Origin of the sequence: Streptomyces sp. NPDC016562, from assembly GCF_043076955.1 — a bacterium.
Classification (GTDB): Bacteria; Actinomycetota; Actinomycetes; order Streptomycetales; family Streptomycetaceae; genus Streptomyces.
The window spans coordinates 281109-302501 of record NZ_JBIBRZ010000005.1; the positions used below are offsets into that span (position 1 = coordinate 281109).

Here is a 21393-nt window from a genome sequence, read left to right on the forward strand (position 1 = left end):
ACCCGGCGCGGGGCGGTTGGACAGGGAGAAACGACAAGGTGGCAGCACCGAAGAAGGGCCGGCGGCCCACGGGGGCTCAGGGGAGGCCGGGGCGCGCCCTGGCGGTCATCCTGATCGCGATGGTGGCGCTCACCGCGGGGATGTTCCTCTCGAAGCAGACGACTCCCCGGCTCGGCATCGACCTCGCTGGCGGCACGAGCATCACGCTCAAGGCCAAGAGCGAGCCCGGTAAAGAGAACGCCGTCAACGAGACCAACATGAACACGGCGGTCGGCATCATCGAGCGCCGCGTCAACGGGCTCGGCGTGTCGGAGGCCGAGGTCCAGACACAGGGCCGCGACCACATCATCGTGAACATCCCCAAGGGGACCAACGAGGAGCAGGCGCGCGAGCAGGTCGGTACCACCGCCCAGCTCTACTTCCGCCCGGTCCTCGCCTACGCGGACGGCGCCCCCGTCGCCCCCGAGGGCACCCCGAGCCCGAGCCCCTCCGCGAGCGGCTCCGGCGCCCCCAAGGCCGGGGACGGCAAGACCACCCCCTCGGCCACCCCGTCGTCCAGCGCCACTTCCCAGGGCCGCGCCCTCAGCGAGGCCCTCAAGGCCCCGGCCGCGCCCACTCCCTCGCCCTCGGCGAGCGAGTCGAAGAAGGCAGACGACAAGGCTCCGTCCCCCTCCGCCTCCACGCCGCCCACCGGCGACGAAGCGGCGGCGGCCGCCCTGCAGGCGAAGTTCGCGGCGCTGGACTGCACCGACGAGGCGCAGCGCGCCGCCGCCGGCAAGGGCGCCAAGCCCGAGGAGCCGATGCTCGCCTGTGGCAAGCGCGGCAACGCCTGGGGCAAGTGGGTCCTCGGCCCGGCGCAGGTCAACGGCCAGGACGTGAAGGACGCCAAGGGCGTCATCGACCCGCAGCGCGGTCAGTGGATCGTCACGATGCAGTTCACCGACAAGGGCGCCGACAAGTTCGCCAAGATCACCGGTGAGCTCGCCACCAAGCAGATGCCGCAGAACCAGTTCGCGATCGTGCTCGACGGCGAGGTCATCTCCGACCCGTCCGTGAGCCAGGCGCTGACCGGCGGCAACGCCGAGATCTCCGGCGGCTTCAACCAGCAGTCCGCGCAGGACCTGGGCAACATGCTCTCGTACGGCGCCCTGCCGCTGTCCTTCCAGGAGGACAGCGTCACCACCGTCACCGCCGCGCTCGGCGGCGAGCAGCTGAAGGCCGGCCTGATCGCGGGCGCGATCGGCCTGCTCCTCGTGGTGATCTACCTGCTGGTCTACTACCGCGGCCTGGCGTTCGTCGCGATCGTCAGCCTCATGGTCTCCGCGATCCTGACCTACACGATCATGGCGCTGCTCGGAAAGGGCATCGGCTTCGCGCTGAACCTGCCCGCCGTCTGCGGTGCGATCGTGGCGATCGGCATCACGGCGGACTCGTTCATCGTGTACTTCGAACGCATCCGCGACGAGATCCGCGAGGGCCGCACCCTGCGTCCGGCCGTCGAGCGCGCCTGGCCCCGTGCCCGCCGCACCATCCTGGTCTCCGACTTCGTGTCGTTCCTGGCGGCCGCGGTGCTGTTCATCGTCACCGTCGGCAAGGTGCAGGGCTTCGCCTTCACGCTGGGTCTGACCACGGTGCTCGACGTGGTCGTGGTGTTCCTCTTCACCAAGCCGATCATGACGCTGCTGGCGCGTACGAACTTCTTCGCCAGCGGTCACCCGTGGTCCGGGCTCGACCCCAAGCGGCTCGGCGCCAAGCCCCCGCTGCGCCGGTCGCGCCGTACCGCCCCCGCCCCCGTCGACGCAAAGGAGGCGTGAGAGATGTCGAAGCTGGGAGATCTCGGCGCCAAGCTGTACCGCGGTGATGTCGGCTACGACTTCGTCGGCAAGCGCTTTCTCTGGTACGGCGTTTCCATCCTGATCACCATCACGGCGATCGTGGCCCTGGCCGTTCAGGGCCTCAACATGGGCATCGAGTTCAAGGGCGGTGCCGTCTTCACCACCCCGAAGACGGCCGTCTCGGTCGCCAAGGCGACGGAGGACGCGGAGAAGGCCTCCGGCCACGACGCGATCGTCCAGGAGCTCGGCACCGGCGGCCTGCGGATCCAGATCTCCGGTCTGGACACCGACGCCGCGACCGACGTGAAGAAGCAGCTCGCCACCGACCTCAAGGTGACCGAGAAGGACATCAACGCGGACCTCGTCGGCCCCAGCTGGGGTGAGCAGATCGCCAACAAGGCCTGGACGGGCCTCGGGATCTTCATGGTCCTCGTGGTGATCTACCTGGCCATCGCCTTCGAGTGGCGGATGGCGGTCGCGGCGCTGATCGCCCTGATCCACGACCTCACCATCACCGTCGGCATCTACGCGCTGGTCGGCTTCGAGGTCACCCCGGGTACGGTCATCGGTCTGCTGACGATCCTCGGTTACTCGCTCTACGACACCGTCGTCGTCTTCGACGGTCTCAAGGAGGGGTCGAAGGACATCACCAAGCAGACCCGCTGGACGTACAGCGAGATCGCCAACCGCAGCATCAACGGCACGCTGGTCCGCTCGATCAACACCACGGTCGTGGCGCTGCTCCCGGTCGCGGCCCTGCTGTTCATCGGCGGCGGCTTCCTGGACGCCGGCATGCTGAACGACATCTCGCTGTCGCTGTTCGTCGGCCTCGCGGCCGGTGCGTACTCCTCGATCTTCATCGCGACCCCGCTGGTCGTCGACCTCAAGGAGCGCGAGCCGGCGATGAAGGCCCTGAAGAAGCGGGTGCTCGCCAAGCGGGCGGCCGCGGCGGCCAAGGGCGAGTCCCCGGACGAGGCCTACGAGGCCGAGGACGAGCCCCAGGTCGTGGCCCAGGGCCGGTCGGGGCGGCGGCGGTGACCGAAGTCCTGTCCGAGGACGTACGGGCCCTGCTGCTCCGGCGGATCAAGGACGTGCCGGACTACCCGAAGCCGGGCGTGATGTTCAAGGACATCACCCCGCTGCTGGCGGACCCCGAGGCGTTCACCGCGCTCACCGGGGCCCTGGCGGAGCTGGCCGTGCGGTACGGCGCGACGAAGATCGTCGGGCTGGAGGCGCGGGGGTTCATCCTGGCGGCTCCGGTGGCCGTCCAGGCGGGCATCGGCTTCGTCCCGGTGCGCAAGGCCGGCAAGCTGCCGGGCGCGACGCTGGCCCAGGCGTACGACCTGGAGTACGGCACCGCGGAGATCGAGGTCCACGCCGAGGACCTGGCGATCGGTGACCGGGTCATGGTCATCGACGACGTCCTGGCCACCGGCGGCACGGCCGAGGCCTCGCTCATGCTCATCCGGCGGGCCGGGGCCGAGGTCGCCGGCGTGGCCGTCCTGATGGAGCTGTCGTTCCTGCCGGGCCGGGCCAAGCTGGCAAGCGCCCTCGGGGAAGCCCCGCTGGACGCGCTGATCGTGGTCTGACCCCTCCCGCGCCGAGCGGCGGGCATCCGGTTCTCCGGGTGCCCGCCGCTTCTGCGTGCGGGGCCCTCCGAGCCCCGGCGGCGGACCCCGGAGGGAAGGGCGGGGCCGGGGAACGAGGGGGCCGAACCCTCGCTACAACGACGGGGCCGAACCCTCGCTACGATGGGTTATCCGGACCGGACACGGGCACCGGATCCTCCCCCGGACACCGTCCCGGGGGACCCCCGTGAGGAGCGCTCTTGCCAGACGAGGTCCAGCCACTCTCCGCCGCGCAGCCCGACCCGCAGGCCGAGCAGGCCACGGCGGCCGCCGCCACGCCCCCGCCGGCCCCGCCCGCGCGGCCCGCGCCGCCGGTCAAGCCCGCGTCCGCGAAGTCGGCCGGGTCCTCCAACCGGGTGCGCGCCCGTCTCGCCCGTCTCGGCGTACAGCGCTCGACCCTGTACAACCCGGTACTGGAGCCCCTGCTCCGCATAGTCCGCAGCAACGACCCGAAGATCGAGACGGCGACGCTGCGCCAGCTCGAACAGGCCTACCAGGTGGCCGAGCGCTGGCACCGCGGCCAGAAGCGCAAGAGCGGCGACCCCTACATCACCCACCCGCTCGCGGTGACCACGATCCTCGCCGAGCTCGGCATGGACCCCGCCACGCTGATGGCCGGCCTGCTGCACGACACCGTCGAGGACACCGAGTACGGACTGGAGGACCTGCGCCGCGACTTCGGCGACGCCGTGGCCCTGCTCGTCGACGGCGTCACCAAGCTCGACCGGGTCAAGTTCGGCGAGGCCGCCCAGGCCGAGACCGTCCGCAAGATGGTCGTCGCGATGGCCAAGGACCCGCGCGTCCTGGTCATCAAGCTCGCCGACCGGCTGCACAACATGCGCACCATGCGCTACCTCAAGCGGGAGAAGCAGGAGAAGAAGGCCCGCGAGACCCTGGAGATCTACGCCCCGCTGGCACACCGGCTGGGCATGAACACCATCAAGTGGGAGCTCGAAGACCTCTCCTTCGCGATCCTCTACCCGAAGATGTACGACGAGATCGTGCGTCTGGTCGCCGAGCGCGCGCCCAAGCGGGACGAGTACCTCGCCGTCGTCACCGACGAGGTGCAGGCCGACCTCAGGGCCGCCCGCATCAAGGCCACCGTGACGGGCCGCCCGAAGCACTACTACAGCGTCTACCAGAAGATGATCGTGCGCGGCCGCGACTTCGCGGAGATCTACGACCTGGTCGGCATCCGGGTGCTGGTGGACACCGTCCGGGACTGCTACGCCGCCCTCGGCACCGTGCACGCGCGATGGAACCCGGTCCCCGGCCGGTTCAAGGACTACATCGCGATGCCCAAGTTCAACATGTACCAGTCGCTCCACACGACGGTCATCGGGCCCAGCGGCAAGCCCGTCGAACTACAGATCCGCACGTTCGACATGCACCGCCGCGCCGAATACGGCATCGCCGCGCACTGGAAGTACAAGCAGCAGACCGTCGCCGGCACCTCCAAGGTGCGCACCGACGTCCCCCAGGCCGCCAAGGGCAGCGCCGGCCACGACACGGTCAACGACATGGCCTGGCTGCGCCAGCTGCTGGACTGGCAGAAGGAGACCGAGGACCCGGGCGAGTTCCTCGACTCGCTGCGCTTCGACCTCTCCCGCAACGAGGTCTTCGTCTTCACGCCCAAGGGCGACGTCATCGCGCTGCCCGCCGGCGCCACCCCCGTGGACTTCGCGTACGCCGTCCACACCGAGGTCGGCCACCGCACCATAGGGGCCAGGGTCAACGGCCGCCTGGTCCCGCTGGAGTCCACGCTCGACAACGGCGACCTGGTCGAGGTCTTCACCTCCAAGGCCGAGGGCGCCGGCCCGTCCCGCGACTGGCTGGGCTTCGTCAAGTCCCCCCGGGCCCGCAACAAGATCCGCGGCTGGTTCTCCAAGGAGCGCCGCGACGAGGCCATCGAGCACGGCAAGGACGCCATCGCGCGGGCCATGCGCAAGCAGAACCTGCCGATCCAGCGCATCCTGACCGGCGACTCCCTCGTCACCCTCGCCCACGAGATGCGCTACCCCGACATCTCCTCGCTGTACGCGGCGATCGGCGAGGGTCACGTGGCCGCGCAGGGGGTCGTCCAGAAGCTGGTGTCGGCCCTCGGCGGCGAGGAGGCGGCCGGCGAGGACATCGAGGAGTCGATCCCGCCCGCGCGCGGCCGCAAGCGCCGCAGCAACGCCGACCCGGGCGTCGTCGTCAAGGGCGTCGACGACGTGTGGGTCAAGCTGGCCCGCTGCTGCACCCCGGTGCCGGGCGACCCGATCATCGGGTTCGTCACGCGGGGCAGTGGCGTATCGGTTCACCGCGCGGACTGCGTCAACGTCGACTCCCTCTCGCAGCAGCCCGAACGGATGCTGGAGGTCGAGTGGGCGCCCACCCAGTCCTCGGTCTTCCTGGTCGCCATCCAGGTCGAGGCGCTGGACCGGTCCCGGCTGCTCTCCGACGTCACCCGCGTCCTGTCGGACCAGCACGTCAACATCCTGTCCGCGGCCGTCCAGACCTCCCGCGACCGGGTCGCCACCTCCCGGTTCACCTTCGAGATGGGCGACCCCAAGCACCTCGGCCACGTCCTGAAGGCCGTGCGGGGCGTGGAGGGCGTCTACGACGTCTACCGCGTGACCTCGGCCCGACGGCCGTAGCGGTACGCGCAGGGGCCCCGGTACGGAGATCCGTACCGGGGCCCTTCGCGTGACCGGGGGAGCCGGCGATCAGCCGCCGAACTCCTCCAGGCCCTTCAGCGCCTGGTCCAGCAGGGCCTGGCGGCCCTCCAGCTCCCGGGACAGCTTGTCGGCCTTCGCGTTGTTGCCCGCCGCGCGCGCCGCGTCGATCTGCTCACGCAGCTTGTCGACGGCCGCCTGGAGCTGACCCGTCAGACCGGCCGCACGCGCCCGCGCCTCCGGGTTCGTACGGCGCCACTCGCCCTCCTCGGCCTCCTGGATCGCACGCTCCACCGCCTGCATCCGGCCCTCGACCTTCGGCCGGGCGTCCCGCGGCACGTGGCCGATGGCCTCCCAGCGCTCGTTCAGCGAGCGGAACGCGGCGCGGGCCGCCTTCAGGTCCGTGACGGGTACGAGCTTCTCGGCCTCTTCGGCCAGCTCCTCCTTGAGCTTCAGGTTCTCCGTCTGCTCGGCGTCGCGCTCGGCGAAGACCTCGCTGCGGGCCGCGAAGAAGACGTCCTGCGCACCGCGGAAACGGTTCCACAGGTCGTCCTCGGACTCGCGCTGCGCCCGGCCCGCCGCCTTCCAGTCCGCCATCAGCTCGCGGTAGCGGGCGGCCGTCGGACCCCAGTCGGTCGACTTCGACAGCGCCTCCGCCTCCGCGACCAGCTTCTCCTTGACCCTGCGGGCGTCCTCGCGCTGCGCGTCCAGCGAGGCGAAGTGCGCCTTGCGGCGCTTGGAGAAGGCGGAACGGGCGTGCGAGAAGCGGTGCCACAGCTCGTCGTCCGACTTGCGGTCCAGGCGCGGCAGACCCTTCCAGATGTCCACCAGGGCGCGCAGGCGCTCACCGGCGCTGCGCCACTGGTCGCTCTGCGCGAGCTGCTCGGCCTCCACGACCAGCGCGTCCTTGGCCGCACGGGCCTCGTCCGTCTGCTTGGCCTTCTGGATCTTGCGCTCCTCGCGGCGCGACTCCACGGTCGCGACCAGCTTGTCCAGTCGCACCCGCAGCGCGTCGAGGTCGCCCACGGCATGGTGCTCGTCGACCTGCGTCCGCAGGTGGTCGATCGCCGTCTGCGCGTCCTTCGCGGACAGATCGGTGGTCCGCACCCGCTTTTCGAGGAGGCCGATCTCGACCACCAGGCCCTCGTACTTGCGCTCGAAATAGGCCAGGGCCTCCTCAGGGGTGCCCGCCTGCCACGATCCGACGACCTTCTCGCCATCGGCAGTACGCACGTACACGGTGCCCGTCTCGTCGACTCGGCCCCACGGGTCGCTGCTCACAGCGCCTCCTCCACCTGATGCCTGCGAGGGGTTCACCCCCTGGGCATCGTCCACAGTTTCCTGGGGCGGGCAGCGCCCGCCCTGCACAACGCCAACATAGGCGACCGCCGGGCCGGCTGTCCGCATCCCGCACGACGGAATTCGACGTACGGACGGCGGGCCGGCCGGTCCGGGGCCGCGCGGGCCCGTCAGCTCTGGGTGACGGTGCCCTTCTCGATCTTCACCTCGTTCTTCGGGGGACCGTCCTGGCCGCCGTCGGCCGTACCGGCCTTGGCGATGTCCTCCAGGACCTTCAGGCCCGCCGCGTCGATCTTGCCGAAGGGGGTGTAGGACGGCGCCAGCGGGCTGTCCTTGTAGACGAGGAAGAACTGGCTGCCGCCCGAGCCGGGCTGGCCGGTGTTGGCCATCGCGACCGTGCCCGCCGGGTAGACGACCTGGCCCTGCTCGTTCGCCTTGCCGAGCGAGTCGAGGTTCTCGTCGGGGATGGTGTAGCCGGGGCCGCCCATGCCGGTGCCCTCGGGGTCACCGCACTGGAGCACGAAGATCCCGCCGGCCGTCAGCCGGTGGCACTTCGTGTTGTCGAAGTAGCCCTTGTCCGCGAGGGACTTGAAGGAGTTCACGGTCTGCGGGGTCTTCGCCGCGTCCATCGCGAAGGTGATGTCGCCCGCGCTCGTCTTCAGGGCGAAGGTGTACTTCGCCTTCTGGTCGATCGCCATCTCCGGCGAGGGGGACTTCTTGGGGGTGGGCGACGCCGAGGCCGACGGGTTGGCCGACGGGTCCGCCGCCTGGTCCTTCTTGTCCTTGTCGAAGACACCGCCCACGATCAGGCCGACCAGCGTCGCGACCACCACGGCCACCGCCGCGCCGATCACGGCCGCGCGCCGGCGGGCCTTCTGCCGGGCCTCGGCCCGCCGCTTCTGCTGGCGCTCGTACTTCTCCTTGGCGAGCTGTCGCCGCCGCTGATCGCTCGTGACCACCGGGTCGTCTCCTTGTGCGTGGTTGGTACTGCTGTCCGGGCTGGGATAGGCCGTACCGTATATGGGTTCGCTGTGTAATGAGGGGCGCCGGTAGGCTCTGAGCAGCAGCATTCCGATCTGCAGCCTCCCGCCGGACGACGATTGAGGACGAACGTGCTGATTGCCGGGTTCCCCGCAGGAGCTTGGGGGACCAACTGTTACGTGGTCGCCCCCGCCGCCGGTGAGGAGTGCGTCATCGTCGACCCGGGCCACCAGGCCGCCCAGGGTGTCGAGGAGACGCTGAAGAAGCACCGGCTCAAGCCCGTCGCGGTCGTGCTGACCCACGGCCACATCGATCATGTGGCCTCGGTGGTCCCGGTGTGCGGAGCACACGACGTACCGGCCTGGATCCACCCCGAGGACCGCTACATGATGAGCGACCCGGAGAAGGCCCTCGGCCGCTCCATCGGGATGCCCCTCATGGGCGAGCTGACCGTGGGAGAGCCGGACGACGTCCGCGAGCTGGCCGACGGCGCCGCCCTGAAGCTGGCCGGAATGGACTTCTCCGTGGCGCACGCGCCCGGGCATACCAAGGGGTCGGTGACCTTCCGGATGCCCGAGCTGGCCGACGTCCCGCCGGTCCTTTTCTCGGGTGACCTGCTCTTCGCCGGCTCCATCGGCCGCACCGACCTGCCCGGCGGCTCCCACGCCGAGATGCTCGCATCGCTGGGCCGCGTGTGCCTGCCGCTCGACGACTCCACCGTGGTGCTGTCCGGCCACGGTCCCCAGACCACCATCGGCCGCGAGCGCGCGACCAACCCGTTCCTGCGGGAGGTCGCCGCCGGCCTGGGAGCGAACCCCAGTGGTGCCGCGCCCGCTCCACGACGAGGAATGTGACGAGAGACCCGTGAGCACCTTCAAGGCCCCCAAGGGCACGTACGACCTGATCCCGCCCTACTCGGCCAAGTACCTGGCCGTGCGCGAGGCGATCTCCGGCCCGCTGCGCACGTCCGGCTACGGGTACGTCGAGACGCCGGGCTTTGAGGACGTGGACCTCTTCGCGCGCGGTGTCGGTGAGTCCACCGACATCGTGACGAAGGAGATGTACACCCTCACCACCAAGGGCGGCGCCAACCTCGCCCTGCGCCCGGAGGGCACCGCCTCCGTGCTGCGCGCGGCGCTGGAGGCCAACCTCCACAAGGCCGGCGGCCTGCCGGTCAAGCTCTGGTACTCCGGCTCGTACTACCGCTACGAGCGCCCGCAGAAGGGCCGCTACCGCCACTTCTCGCAGGTCGGCGCCGAGGCGATCGGCGCCGAGGACCCGGCCCTGGACGCCGAGCTGATCATCCTGGCCGACCAGGCGTACCGCACGCTCGGCCTGCGCAACTTCCGGATCCTGCTGAACTCGCTGGGCGACAAGGAGTGCCGTCCGGTCTACCGGGAGGCGCTGCAGGCCTTCCTGGGCGGGCTCGACCTGGACGAGGAGACCGTCCGCCGGGCCGAGATCAACCCGCTGCGCGTCCTCGACGACAAGCGGGCCGACGTCCAGAAGCAGCTCGTGGGCGCGCCCATGCTCCGCGACTACCTGTGCGACGCCTGCAAGGCGTACCACGAGGAGGTCCGCGAGCTGATCACGGCCGCCGGGGTGGCCTTCGAGGACGACGAGAAGCTGGTGCGCGGCCTGGACTACTACACCCGCACCACCTTCGAGTTCGTCCACGACGGTCTGGGCTCGCAGTCCGCGGTGGGCGGCGGCGGCCGCTACGACGGCCTGTCCGAGATGATCGGCGGACCGGCGCTGCCGTCGGTCGGCTGGGCGCTGGGCGTCGACCGCACGGTCCTGGCGCTGGAGGCCGAGGGCGTGGCCCTGGACATCCCGGCCACGACGGACGTGTTCGCCGTGGCGATCGGCGCCGAGGCGCGCCGCCTGCTGTTCGGCGCGGTCACCGAGCTGCGCAGGGCCGGAGTGGCCGCGGACTTCAGCTACGGGGGCAAGGGCCTCAAGGGTGCGATGAAGGACGCCAACCGCTCGGGCGCGCGGTTCACGGTGGTCGCCGGTGAGCGCGACCTCGCCGAGGGCGTCGTGCAGCTGAAGGACATGGAGTCCGGCGACCAGGCGGCCGTGCCGGTCGCCGAGCTGGTCGACACGGTCCGGGCGCGCCTGGCCTGACGCGGGCGGGCCCGGCACGGCGGGGCCCGGTACGGCAGGACCCGGTACGGCATGGACGGGGCGGGGCCGGGGATGTTTCCCCGGCCCCGCCCTTTCACAGGTACATGCGGCACAATGGCCGGTGCTTGTTGACCTTGCAGATGCGGAGCGGGCGGTATGACGACACGAGCCACGGACACGGACACCGCCCCGAGGACGGTCGCCGGGGGCAGCCGGGCCCTGGCCCTGCTCCTGGTGATCACGGGAGCCGCGGGACTGCTCGCCGCCTGGGTCATCACGATCGACAAGTTCAAGCTGCTGGAGGACCCGAACTTCACGCCGGGCTGCAGCCTGAACCCGATCGTCTCCTGCGGCAACATCATGAAGAGCGACCAGGCGGCCGTCTTCGGCTTCCCGAACCCGATGCTCGGACTGGTCTCCTACGGGATCGTGATCTGCGTCGGCATGAGCCTGCTGGCCGGGGCCCGGTTCCGCCCCTGGTACTGGCTGATGCTCAACGCCGGCATGCTCTTCGGCGTCGCCTTCTGCACCTGGCTCATGTACCAGTCGCTCTACACCATCAACTCCCTGTGCCTGTGGTGCTGCCTGGCCTGGGTCGCCACGATCTTCATGTTCTGGTACGTCACCGCCCACAACCTGCGCCAGGGGCTGCTGCCGGCTCCCGGCTGGCTCAAGGGCTTCGTCGACGAGTTCACCTGGGTGCTGCCGGTGCTGCACGTCGGGATCATCGGGATGCTCATCCTGACGCGCTGGTGGGACTTCTGGACCTCCTGACGGCGGCCGCCCTGTCAGTGGGCTCGCATAGGCTTCCGGTGTGGAACCAGACCTGTTCACCGCCGCTGCCGAGGACCGCCAGGAGAAGGACCCCGCGAGCTCGCCCCTCGCCGTCCGGATGCGCCCGCGCACCCTGGACGAGGTCGTCGGCCAGCAGCACCTGCTGAAGCCCGGCTCACCGCTGCGGCGGCTGGTCGGGGAAGGGGCCGGAGGCCCGGCCGGTGCCTCGTCGGTGATCCTGTGGGGCCCGCCCGGCACCGGGAAGACCACGCTGGCCTATGTGGTCAGCCAGGCCACGCAGAAGCGTTTCGTGGAGCTCTCCGCGATCACGGCGGGCGTCAAGGAGGTACGGGCCGTCATCGAGGGCGCGCGGCGCGCGGCCGGCGGGTACGGCAAGGAGACCGTCCTGTTCCTGGACGAGATCCACCGCTTCAGCAAGGCGCAGCAGGACTCCCTGCTCCCCGCCGTCGAGAACCGCTGGGTGACGCTGATCGCGGCGACCACGGAGAACCCGTACTTCTCGATCATCTCCCCGCTGCTGTCGCGCTCGCTGCTGCTCACGCTGGAACCGCTGACGGACGAGGACCTGAGCGCCCTGATGCGGCGCGCGCTCACGGAGGAGCGGGGCCTGGGCGGCGCCGTGTCCCTGCCGGCCGACGCCGAGGCCCACCTGCTGCGGATCGCCGGAGGCGACGCCCGGCGGGCGCTCACGGCGCTGGAGGCCGGCGCCGGGGCGGCCATCGCCAAGGGCGAGGCGGAGATCAGCCTCCAGACCGTGGAGGAGGCGGTCGACCGCGCCGCCGTCCGCTACGACCGGGACGGCGACCAGCACTACGACGTGGCGAGCGCGCTGATCAAGTCGATCCGCGGCTCCGACGTGGACGCAGCGCTGCACTATCTGGCCCGGATGATCGAAGCGGGGGAGGACCCCCGGTTCATCGCGCGCCGCCTGATGATCTCGGCGAGCGAGGACATCGGGCTGGCCGACCCGGCGGCCCTGCCGCTCGCGGTGGCCGCGGCCCAGGCGGTCGCGATGATCGGCTTCCCGGAAGCCGCCCTGACCCTCTCGCACGTGACGATCGCGCTCGCGCTGGCCCCGAAGTCGAACACCGCCACGACCGCGATCGGCGCCGCGCTGGCCGACGTACGGGCCGGCCTGTCGGGCCCGGTCCCCCCGCACCTGCGCGACGGCCACTACAAGGGCGCGGCGAAGCTGGGACACGCACAGGGATACGTCTACCCGCACGACGTGCCCGGCGCCATCGCCGCACAGCAGTACGCCCCGGACGAGATCCACGGCAAGCGCTACTACGAACCCACCCGCTACGGCGCGGAAGCCCGGTACGCGGACGTGGTGGAAAAGGTCCGCGACCGCCTGCGCGGCGCGTGAGGCCGCGCCGGCGGGCCGTAGGTGACGCGCGCCCCTCAGTGGCCCGCGGCCGAGAAGAGGGTGTGCATCGCGCGGCGTAGGCCGCAGATGTCGGTGACCGGTTCCGGGAAGTCGAAGCGGGCGTCGAAGGTGCCGGCGGCGCCGCCGGAGAAGCGCACGCGCAGGCCGAGCCGGTCCAGGGCGAGGGGGACGGCGGTCGGGCCCCCCGCCTCGCGGTTGCCGAGCAGGCCGCACAGTTCGCCGATGCGGTCGCCGTGGGCGGAGTGCAGGTGCTGGAGCAGCTCCGTCTCGTGCGCGACCATCGGGTCCGGCTGCGCCGCAGCCAGGTCCTCCGGGGTGACGTGCTCGGCGCCCCACAGGTCGTCCACCGAGATCTCGCCGACCTCCAGGCGCAGCAGCATCCAGGCCGGACGGCCGGAGTAGCGGGCGGCGCCGGGGTCCTCGGGGAAGTCGGACATCGCCAGCAGCTCACCCACCGGGTGGCGCTCGGCGAGCAGGGCCGCGCAGGCCGCCCGGTCGGTCCCGCGCACCGGTGTCAGCCACCCGGCGAGCCAGGCGCGGCCTCGGATACGATGGGGCACGGACACCGGCGCCACATCCGTGATCTCGATCACGGCGGTGAGGTCGTCGTCCTGGGCGTGAGCGGCTGCCCTGGCAGCCGCGGATTCCCCGGAAACAAGGAGAATCACGTCCCCGTCCGGGGTGACGGTCCGAGCGGCCGGCATCCCCGTCCCGAACTCCGCCTGGTCATGAGCACCGAGCAGCGTGAGGGATACTGAGGCGTTGGACTCTACGAGGGTTCGTACGCGTTCGGCTCCGGTGAGCTGCCGAACGCCTTCCCTGGGACGCGGCTGACCTTGCTTATCGTCGTCGAAAGCAGATTCCGTTTCGTTGGAATCTGAACTTCGACGCGCACTGGGCAGGGGGATCCCATGTGGTCGAGACATTACGTCCTCCTCGCTAAGGTAAGCCTCACCTAACTTACATGGAGGTAGGTTCCACGTGAACCAGAAGCGACCCAAGGTCAAGAAGTCGCGTGCCCTCGGCATTGCGCTGACCCCGAAGGCCGTCAAGTACTTCGAGGCCCGCCCCTACCCGCCGGGCGAGCACGGCCGTGGCCGCAAGCAGAACTCGGACTACAAGGTTCGTCTGCTCGAGAAGCAGCGTCTGCGCGCCCAGTACGACATCTCTGAGCGCCAGATGGCTCGCGCCTACGACCGCGCGAAGAAGGCCGAAGGCAAGACGGGCGAGGCGCTCGTCGTCGAGCTCGAGCGTCGCCTCGACGCGCTGGTCCTGCGTTCGGGCATCGCCCGCACCATCTACCAGGCGCGCCAGATGGTCGTTCACGGCCACATCGAGGTCAACGGTGACAAGGTCGACAAGCCGTCGTTCCGTGTCCGCCCGGACGACGTCATCACCGTTCGCGAGCGCAGCCGCGAGAAGGTTCCGTTCCAGGTTGCCCGTGAGGGTGGCTACGCAGGCGAGGGCGAGACCCCGCGCTACCTGCAGGTCAACCTGAAGGCCCTGGCCTTCCGCCTGGACCGCGACCCGAACCGCAAGGAAATCCCGGTCATCTGCGACGAGCAGCTCGTCGTCGAGTACTACGCCCGCTGACGCAGGCCTGGTCTCACCGACTGGTCAGCCCGCCGTCCCCTCCGGGGGGCGGCGGGTTTCCTGTATCCCCGGCCGTGCCGGAATTCCGGTACGGCCGGGGATCCCCGGCGCGATAGGGTCGAAGGGCCATGCGCAGGCATCGGTACAGGCATCAGTACAGTCAGAAGTTCAGGTACAGACAGAGAGCGGTGTGACGTGTCCGGAGTAGAGGTGGCCGGGATCATCGTGGCCGTCTTCTGGGCCATCCTGATCTCCTTCCTCGCCGTGGTGCTGGCGAGGCTGGCCCAGGTACTCAGGGCGACCACCAAGCTGGTCGCCGACGTGACCGACCAGGCGGTGCCGCTGCTGGCCGACGCCTCCACCACCGTCCGCTCCGCGCGCACCCAGCTCGACCGGGTCGACGCCATCGCGAGCGACGTCCAGGAGGTCACGTCCAACGCCTCCGCGCTGTCCTCCACCGTGGCCTCCGCCTTCGGCGGCCCCCTGGTGAAGGTCGCGGCCTTCGGCTACGGCGTCCGCAAGGCGCTGGGCCGGACGGACGACGCGCCCGCGAAGAAGACCCGACGTACCGTGATCGTCGGCCGTACGGTGCCGGCTGCCCGGCGCCGGAAGCAGAAGGGCTGAGACCTCCATGTTCCGCCGAGCCTTCTGGTTCACCGCAGGCGCAGCCGCCGGCGTGTGGGCCACCACCAAGGTCAACCGCCAGCTCAAGAAGCTGACGCCGGAGAGCCTGGCGGCCCAGGCGGCCGACAAGGCCGTGGAGGCGGGCCACCGTCTCAAGGACTTCGCCCTCGACGTCAAGGCGGGAATGACGCAGCGCGAGGACGAGCTGAACGATGCACTGGGGCTGCACCAGGACCCCGACCGGCCCGACAACGTCACCGCCCTCCCCGGGCCGCGGCGGCTGCGGGCCATCGAGAACGACAAGACGACCTACCGACCCAAGTTTTCGTACGACCGGAATGAGGACCACTGATGGAGTCGGCTGAAATTCGCCGCCGCTGGCTGAGCTTCTTCGAGGAGCGCGGTCACACCGTCGTCCCTTCGGCGTCGCTCATCGCGGACGACCCGACTCTGCTGCTGGTCAACGCGGGCATGGTCCCGTTCAAGCCGTACTTCCTCGGCGAGACCAAGCCCCCGGCCCCCCGGGCCACCAGCGTGCAGAAGTGCGTCCGTACGCCGGACATCGAAGAGGTCGGCAAGACCACCCGCCACGGCACGTTCTTCCAGATGTGCGGCAACTTCTCCTTCGGCGACTACTTCAAGGAAGGCGCCATCTCGTACGCCTGGGAGCTGCTGACCAGCTCCGTGGCGGACGGTGGCTACGGCCTTGAGCCCGAGAAGCTGTGGATCACGGTCTACCTCGACGACGACGAGGCCGAGCAGATCTGGCGCGAGAAGATCGGCGTCCCCGCCGAGCGCATCCAGCGCCTGGGCAAGAAGGACAACTTCTGGTCCATGGGCGTCCCGGGACCCTGCGGCCCCTGCTCGGAGATCAACTACGACCGCGGTCCCGAGTTCGGCGTCGAGGGCGGCCCGGCCGTCAACGACGAGCGCTACGTGGAGATCTGGAACCTGGTCTTCATGCAGTACGAGCGCGGCGCCGGCGACGGGAAGGAAGACTTCCCGATCCTCGGTGACCTGCCGTCGAAGAACATCGACACCGGCCTCGGCCTCGAACGCCTCGCGATGATCCTGCAGGGCGTGCAGAACATGTACGAGACCGACACCCTGCGCGTGGTCATGGACAAGGCCACCGAGCTGACCGGCGTGCAGTACGGCGCCGCCCAGTCGACCGACGTGTCGATGCGCGTGGTCGCCGACCACATCCGCACCTCCGTCATGCTCATCGGCGACGGCGTCACCCCCGGCAACGAGGGCCGCGGCTACGTGCTGCGCCGCATCATGCGCCGCGCCATCCGCAACATGCGCCTCATGGGTGCCACGGGTCCGGTCGTCCAGGAGCTCGTCGACGTCGTGATCAACACGATGGGGCAGCAGTACCCGGAGCTGGTCACCGACCGCAAGCGCATCGAGACCGTCGCGCTCGCCGAAGAGGCCGCCTTCCTCAAGGCCGTCAAGGGCGGAACGAACATCCTCGACACCGCCGTGACCGAGACCAAGGCCGCCGGCGGCACGGTCCTCTCCGGCGACAAGGCCTTCCTGCTCCACGACACCTGGGGCTTCCCGATCGACCTCACCCTGGAGATGGCCGCCGAGCAGGGCCTCTCCGTGGACGAGTCCGGCTTCCGCCGCCTGATGCAGGAGCAGCGCGACCGCGCCAAGGCCGACGCCAAGGCCAAGAAGACCGGCCACGCGGACATGTCCGCTTACCGGGAGATCGCCGACGGCTCCGGCGCCACCGAGTTCACCGGCTACGCCACGACCCAGGGCGAGTCCACCATCGTCGGCCTGCTGGTCAACGGCGTCTCCGCGCCCGCCGCCTCCGAGGGCGACGAGGTCGAGGTCGTCCTCGACCGCACCCCGTTCTACGCCGAGGGCGGCGGCCAGCTCGCCGACCAGGGCCGCATCAAGCTCGACTCCGGCGCCGTCATCGTCGTCCGCGACGTGCAGCAGCCGGTTCCGGGCGTCTCCGTGCACAAGGGCTCCGTCCAGGTCGGCGAGGTGACGGTGGGCGCCTCCGCGTACGCCGCCATCGACGTCCACCGCCGCCGGGCCATCGCCCGCGCCCACTCGGCCACGCACCTGACCCACCAGGCGCTGCGCGACGCCCTCGGCCCGACGGCCGCCCAGGCCGGCTCCGAGAACAGCCCCGGCCGCTTCCGCTTCGACTTCGGCTCTCCGAACGCCGTCCCCGGCTCGGTCCTGACCGACGTCGAGCAGAAGATCAACGACGTGCTCTCGCGTGAGCTCGACGTCACCGCCGAGATCATGAGCATCGACGAGGCGAAGAAGCAGGGCGCCATCGCCGAATTCGGCGAGAAGTACGGCGAGCGCGTGCGCGTCGTGACCATCGGCGACTTCTCCAAGGAGCTGTGCGGCGGCACGCACGTCGGCAACACCGCCCAGCTGGGCCTGGTGAAGCTGCTCGGCGAGTCCTCCATCGGCTCCGGCGTGCGCCGCGTCGAGGCCCTCGTCGGCGTGGACGCGTACAACTTCCTCGCCAAGGAGCACACGGTCGTCGCCCAGCTCCAGGAGCTGGTCAAGGGCCGTCCCGAGGAGCTGCCGGAGAAGATCGCCTCCATGCTCGGCAAGCTGAAGGACGCCGAGAAGGAGATCGAGAAGTTCCGCGCGGAGAAGGTCCTCCAGGCCGCCGCCGGTCTCGCCGCGGGCGCCCAGGACATCCACGGCGTCGCCCTCGTCGTCGGCCAGGTGCCGGACGGCACCGGCGCCGACGACCTGCGCAAGCTGGTCCTCGACGTCCGCGGCCGCATCCAGGGCGACCGCCCGGCCGTCGTCGCCCTGTTCGCCGTGGCGAACGACCGTCCGCTGACCGTCATCGCCACCAACGAGGCCGCCCGCGAGCGCGGTCTCAAGGCCGGCGACCTGGTCCGTACGGCCGCCAAGACCCTCGGCGGCGGCGGTGGCGGCAAGCCGGACGTCGCCCAGGGGGGTGGCCAGAACCCGGCCGCCGTCCCCGAGGCCATCGCCGCGGTCGAGCGTCTCGTCGTCGAGACGGCCTGACGATGACGCTGCGCCGTGGCCGCCGGCTGGCCATCGATGTCGGTGACGCCCGGATCGGGGTCGCCTCGTGCGACCCCGATGGGGTGTTGGCCACACCGGTGGAGACCGTCCCGGGCCGGGACATCCCCTTCGCCCACCGGCGGCTGCGGCAGCTCGTCGCGGAGTACGAGCCCCTGGAAGTCGTGGTCGGCCTGCCCCGTTCGCTCAGCGGGCGGGAGGGGCCGGCCGCGGCCAAGGTGCGCGCCTTCGCGAACGAACTCGCGAAGGGCATCAAGCCGGTGACGGTCCGTCTGGTGGACGAGCGGATGACCACGGTCACCGCCGCCCAGGGCCTGCGGGCCTCGGGAAGGAACGCCAAGAAGGGCCGTGCGGTCATCGACCAGGCGGCCGCTGTGGTGATCCTTCAGAACGCTCTTGAGACCGAACGGGTATCAGGTAATCCGCCCGGTGAGTGCGTCGAAGTGGTTGTCTGATCGCGATACGGTAACGTTCCGCGCGATGAGACGGCATTCGAACAGCCGTCGCCCACCGTCAATGAGGCGGACCCGGGTGCCACGGATGACGGAATCCGTGGCCTCCGTCTCGCGGCTCTAGGGGACCGATGACTGAGTATGGCCGGGGCCGTGGCCCCGAACCGTGGCACCCCGAGGACCCCCTGTACGGGGACCAGGGGTGGACCGGGCACCAGACCCAGCAGGGCCAGGCGCCCTACGGCGGTGCCCCGCAGCAGGAGTACCCGCAGGAGCCGCAGCAGCAGTACCAGCAGCAGTACCCGCAGCAGCAGTACGCGGAGTACCCGCAGCAGCCGTACCCCCAGCAGCAGCAGTACCCCGAGTACCAGCAGCCGCAGCAGTACGCCGAGCAGCAGCCGGCCTACGCCCCGCAGCAGCACCCGCAGCACCAGCAGCCGGTGTACGACACCGAGGGCTGGGACACCGGCCAGGTCCCGTACATGGCCGCGGTGCAGGCCGACCCCTACGTGGGCGCGGAGCCCTACGCCCAGCAGCCCGTGCCGGGCTACCCGGGCGAGGCCCCCGACCTCTACGCCACGGCCGAGGCCTACCCGCCGCCGCGGCCCCCCGGCCAGCGCCACCTGGAACCGGAACCGGTCGAGCAGGAGGAAGAGGAGGCCGAGAGCGGCTTCCTCGCCGGCGGCGGCGGCCGCGACGGCGACGACGACGGTGACGACCCGGCCGGCGGCGGCCGCCGGGGCGGCCGTTCGAAGGGCGGCAAGCCCAAGCAGCGCAGCGGCGCCGCGTGCCTGATCGCCGCGCTCGTGATCGTGGGCGTGCTCGGCGGTGGCGGTTACTACGGCTACACCTACATCAAGGCCCGGTTCGGCGCGCCCGAGGACTACGCGGGCGAAGGCACCGGCGAGTCCATCGACGTCGAGATCCCCAAGGGTTCGGGTCTCCTCCAGATGGGCGTCATCCTCAAGAAGGCCGGCGTCGTCGCCAGCGCCCAGGCGTTCGCCGACGCGGCCGCCAAGCTCCCCCCGGGCAAGGCCATCCAGGCGGGCGTCTACCCGCTGAAGAAGAAGATGTCCGCCGCGTCCGTCGTCGAGGTGATGAGCGACCCCTCGAAGCTGAACGTGGTCACGGTCGCGGAGGGCAAGCGCAACGCCGAGGTCTACAAGCTGATCGACGCGAAGCTGGGCAAGCCCGAGGGCACCACCAACGAGATCGCCCGGCGCGAGGCCAAGAACATGGGCCTGCCGGCGTGGGCCGCCAACCCGAAGGCGATCGACCCGCTGGAAGGTTTCCTGTACCCGGCGCGCTACGACCTCAGCAGCGACACCACCCCGGAGTCCCTGCTCAAGCAGATGGTCAAGAACGCGACCGACAAGTACGGCGAGATGGGCATCGAGGCCAAGGCGAAGGAACTCGGTCTGGAGAACCCGCTCCAGGTCGTCACCGTGGCCAGCCTCGTCAACGCCGAGGGCAAGAACCACGACGACTTCCGGAAGATGGCGGAGGTGGTCTACAACCGCCTCAAGAAGACGAACGACGTCACCAACCAGAAGCTGGAATTCGACTCGACGTACAACTACATCAAGGGCAAGAGCGACATCAACTTCTCGCTCAAGGAAGCACGGGCGTTCGAGCACCCCTACAACACGCACAACGTCAAGGGGCTGCCGCCCGGCCCGATCGGGAACCCGGGCGCGGACGCGCTGAACGCTACGCTCAACCCCGATCATGGTGGCTGGATGTTCTTCGTGTCGGTCGACGGCGACAAGACGACCTTCACCAAGACCTACGAGGAGCACCAGAAGCTGGCCGACGAGTTCCTCGCGCGGCAGAAGCAGAAGAACGGCGGGTAGCAGGACATGTCACCAATACGGGCCGCGGTGCTGGGTTCGCCCATCGAGCACTCCCTCTCGCCGGTGCTGCACCGCGCCGCCTACCAGGAGCTCGGCCTCGACGACTGGTCCTACGACCGCTTCGAGATCGACGAGGCCGCGCTCCCGGGGTTCGTCGCCGGACTCGGCCCCGAGTGGGCCGGGCTGTCGCTGACCATGCCGCTGAAGCGGGCGGTCATCCCGCTGCTGGACGCGGTCAGTGACACGGCCGCCGCCGTCGAGGCCGTCAACACGGTCGTCCTCACCGAGGACGGCCGCCGCCTCGGCGACAACACCGACATCCCGGGCATCGTCGCCGCGCTCCACGAGCGCGGCGTCGAGAAGGTGCCGTCCGCCGCCGTCCTCGGCGCCGGAGCCACCGCCTCCTCGGCGCTCGCCGCGCTCTCGCGGATCTGCTCCGGCGAGGTCACCGCGTACGTCCGCTCGCGCGCCCGCGGCGACGAGATGCGCCAGTGGGGCGAGCGGCTCGGCGTCCCCGTCCGCACGGCCGACTGGTCCCGGGCGGCCGAGGCGCTGGCCGCGCCGCTCGTCATCGCGACCACCCCGGCGGGTGCGACCGACTCCCTGGCCGCGTCCGTCCCGGCCGGGGCCGGGACCCTGTTCGACGTCCTCTACGACCCCTGGCCGACGCCGCTGGCCGCGGCCTGGTCGCGCCAGGGCGGCAAGGTCGTCGGCGGGCTGGACCTCCTGGTCCACCAGGCGGTGCTCCAGGTGGAGCGGATGACGGGCCGCATGCCCGGTCCGCTGGCCGCCATGAGGGCCGCCGGTGAACGGGCGCTCGCCGCCCGCTAGGCTTTCCACCTGCGTCTTTCCCACGGGGGTGGCATGAACGAGTCGGGCACGGAACATATCCTCGCGTCGAAGTGGGACCTCCCCTTCCTCGCCTTCTCCCTGCTCAGAGTGGCCTTCGGCGGGCTGCCGTTCTGGGTCAAGGCGGTCCTCATCGGACTGGTCGGCTGCCTCGGCGCGTGGACGGCGTTCACCTGGCTGCGCGACCGCGGCCGGAGGGTCACCTGATGGACAGGGCGTCCGATAGCTGGACCGGGGCCCGGTAGACCCCCGTGAACATGGGAGGATCGGG

19 protein-coding genes are annotated in these 21393 nt (G+C 70.5%); 16 read left to right on the top strand and 3 right to left on the bottom strand.

Annotation, left to right across the window (positions count from 1 at the left end; genetic code table 11):
- Window positions 1-38 precede the first annotated feature (38 nt).
- The 4 genes from secD (at window position 39) to ACF059_RS23030 (ending at window position 6102) form a co-directional block, all read left to right on the top strand.
- Window positions 39-1814: a protein translocase subunit SecD gene (gene secD, locus ACF059_RS23015; protein WP_392060079.1), complete on the top strand. Its 1776-nt coding sequence runs from the start codon at window positions 39-41 to the stop codon at window positions 1812-1814.
- 3 nt (window positions 1815-1817) lie between these two features.
- A complete protein-coding gene (gene secF, locus ACF059_RS23020) occupies window positions 1818-2873 on the top strand; it encodes a protein translocase subunit SecF (RefSeq protein WP_361945435.1) in 1056 nt (351 codons plus the stop codon).
- The gene (locus ACF059_RS23025; protein WP_392060082.1) at window positions 2870-3424 is read left to right on the top strand and encodes an adenine phosphoribosyltransferase; all 555 of its coding nucleotides are present in this window, start codon (window positions 2870-2872) and stop codon (window positions 3422-3424) included. The genes secF and ACF059_RS23025 overlap by 4 nt, the downstream gene beginning before the upstream one ends.
- A gap of 239 nt (window positions 3425-3663) precedes the next feature.
- Window positions 3664-6102: a bifunctional (p)ppGpp synthetase/guanosine-3',5'-bis(diphosphate) 3'-pyrophosphohydrolase gene (locus ACF059_RS23030; protein ID WP_366866786.1), complete on the top strand. Its 2439-nt coding sequence runs from the start codon at window positions 3664-3666 to the stop codon at window positions 6100-6102.
- Window positions 6103-6171: 69 nt separating this feature from the next.
- Here ACF059_RS23030 and ACF059_RS23035 read toward each other — a convergent pair whose 3' ends face one another.
- Both ACF059_RS23035 and ACF059_RS23040 read right to left on the bottom strand, forming a co-directional pair.
- Window positions 6172-7401, bottom strand: coding sequence for a DUF349 domain-containing protein (locus tag ACF059_RS23035; RefSeq protein ID WP_392060085.1), 1230 nt, complete (start codon window positions 7399-7401; stop codon window positions 6172-6174).
- 188 nt (window positions 7402-7589) lie between these two features.
- Window positions 7590-8378 (bottom strand): peptidylprolyl isomerase, encoded by a 789-nt coding sequence (locus ACF059_RS23040; RefSeq protein WP_392060088.1) that lies wholly within the window; start codon window positions 8376-8378, stop codon window positions 7590-7592.
- Between the two features lie 153 nt (window positions 8379-8531).
- Between ACF059_RS23040 and ACF059_RS23045 the strand changes: the two genes are divergently transcribed.
- The 4 genes from ACF059_RS23045 (at window position 8532) to ACF059_RS23060 (ending at window position 12691) form a co-directional block, all read left to right on the top strand.
- A complete protein-coding gene (locus tag ACF059_RS23045) occupies window positions 8532-9254 on the top strand; it encodes an MBL fold metallo-hydrolase (protein WP_361945446.1) in 723 nt (240 codons plus the stop codon).
- A 10-nt stretch (window positions 9255-9264) separates the two neighbouring features.
- Window positions 9265-10527 (top strand): histidine--tRNA ligase, encoded by a 1263-nt coding sequence (gene hisS, locus ACF059_RS23050; protein WP_392060091.1) that lies wholly within the window; start codon window positions 9265-9267, stop codon window positions 10525-10527.
- Between the two features lie 156 nt (window positions 10528-10683).
- The gene (locus ACF059_RS23055; protein ID WP_392060094.1) at window positions 10684-11301 is read left to right on the top strand and encodes a vitamin K epoxide reductase family protein; all 618 of its coding nucleotides are present in this window, start codon (window positions 10684-10686) and stop codon (window positions 11299-11301) included.
- Window positions 11302-11341: 40 nt separating this feature from the next.
- The gene (locus tag ACF059_RS23060) at window positions 11342-12691 is read left to right on the top strand and encodes a replication-associated recombination protein A (RefSeq protein ID WP_392060097.1); all 1350 of its coding nucleotides are present in this window, start codon (window positions 11342-11344) and stop codon (window positions 12689-12691) included.
- A 35-nt stretch (window positions 12692-12726) separates the two neighbouring features.
- Here the strand turns inward: ACF059_RS23060 and ACF059_RS23065 are convergent, their stop codons facing one another.
- Complete coding sequence (locus tag ACF059_RS23065; protein ID WP_392060099.1) at window positions 12727-13416, bottom strand: DUF2470 domain-containing protein; 690 nt, start codon at window positions 13414-13416, stop codon at window positions 12727-12729.
- A 277-nt stretch (window positions 13417-13693) separates the two neighbouring features.
- Between ACF059_RS23065 and rpsD the strand changes: the two genes are divergently transcribed.
- The 8 genes from rpsD (at window position 13694) to ACF059_RS23105 (ending at window position 21329) form a co-directional block, all read left to right on the top strand.
- Window positions 13694-14305 (top strand): 30S ribosomal protein S4, encoded by a 612-nt coding sequence (gene rpsD, locus ACF059_RS23070; protein ID WP_008740451.1) that lies wholly within the window; start codon window positions 13694-13696, stop codon window positions 14303-14305.
- A 195-nt stretch (window positions 14306-14500) separates the two neighbouring features.
- Window positions 14501-14929, top strand: a complete 429-nt coding sequence (locus ACF059_RS23075) for a DUF948 domain-containing protein (protein ID WP_392060102.1) — start codon at window positions 14501-14503, stop codon at window positions 14927-14929.
- Between the two features lie 7 nt (window positions 14930-14936).
- Entirely contained in the window at window positions 14937-15281 is a 345-nt protein-coding gene (locus ACF059_RS23080; RefSeq protein ID WP_392060105.1) for a DUF6167 family protein, read from the top strand.
- Window positions 15281-17950 carry an alanine--tRNA ligase gene (gene alaS / locus ACF059_RS23085; protein WP_392060107.1) on the top strand — a complete coding sequence of 890 codons (2670 nt, stop codon included), beginning with the start codon at window positions 15281-15283 and terminating at the stop codon, window positions 17948-17950. Before ACF059_RS23080 ends, alaS begins: the two co-directional genes overlap by 1 nt.
- A gap of 2 nt (window positions 17951-17952) precedes the next feature.
- On the top strand, window positions 17953-18423 hold the full coding sequence (gene ruvX / locus ACF059_RS23090) for a Holliday junction resolvase RuvX (RefSeq protein ID WP_361945469.1): 471 nt from the start codon (window positions 17953-17955) through the stop codon (window positions 18421-18423).
- 128 nt (window positions 18424-18551) lie between these two features.
- Complete coding sequence (mltG, locus tag ACF059_RS23095; RefSeq protein WP_392060111.1) at window positions 18552-20273, top strand: endolytic transglycosylase MltG; 1722 nt, start codon at window positions 18552-18554, stop codon at window positions 20271-20273.
- A gap of 6 nt (window positions 20274-20279) precedes the next feature.
- Complete coding sequence (locus ACF059_RS23100) at window positions 20280-21104, top strand: shikimate dehydrogenase (protein ID WP_392060114.1); 825 nt, start codon at window positions 20280-20282, stop codon at window positions 21102-21104.
- A 33-nt stretch (window positions 21105-21137) separates the two neighbouring features.
- Window positions 21138-21329 (top strand): hypothetical protein, encoded by a 192-nt coding sequence (locus ACF059_RS23105; RefSeq protein ID WP_392060116.1) that lies wholly within the window; start codon window positions 21138-21140, stop codon window positions 21327-21329.
- The last annotated feature ends 64 nt before the right edge of the window (window positions 21330-21393 follow it).

Excerpts from the sequence above, each read along its gene's own strand:
- alaS (WP_392060107.1), top strand. The coding sequence starts at position 15,281 with ATGGAGTCGGCTGAAATTCGCCGCCGCTGGCTGAGCTTCTTCGAGGAG.
- ACF059_RS23100 (WP_392060114.1), top strand. The coding sequence starts at position 20,280 with ATGTCACCAATACGGGCCGCGGTGCTGGGTTCGCCCATCGAGCACTCC.
- ruvX (WP_361945469.1), top strand. The coding sequence starts at position 17,953 with ATGACGCTGCGCCGTGGCCGCCGGCTGGCCATCGATGTCGGTGACGCC.
- secF (WP_361945435.1), top strand. The coding sequence starts at position 1,818 with ATGTCGAAGCTGGGAGATCTCGGCGCCAAGCTGTACCGCGGTGATGTC.
- ACF059_RS23065 (WP_392060099.1), bottom strand. The coding sequence starts at position 13,416 with ATGCCGGCCGCTCGGACCGTCACCCCGGACGGGGACGTGATTCTCCTT.
- mltG (WP_392060111.1), top strand. The coding sequence starts at position 18,552 with ATGACTGAGTATGGCCGGGGCCGTGGCCCCGAACCGTGGCACCCCGAG.
- ACF059_RS23055 (WP_392060094.1), top strand. The coding sequence starts at position 10,684 with ATGACGACACGAGCCACGGACACGGACACCGCCCCGAGGACGGTCGCC.
- ACF059_RS23080 (WP_392060105.1), top strand. The coding sequence starts at position 14,937 with ATGTTCCGCCGAGCCTTCTGGTTCACCGCAGGCGCAGCCGCCGGCGTG.
- ACF059_RS23105 (WP_392060116.1), top strand. The coding sequence starts at position 21,138 with ATGAACGAGTCGGGCACGGAACATATCCTCGCGTCGAAGTGGGACCTC.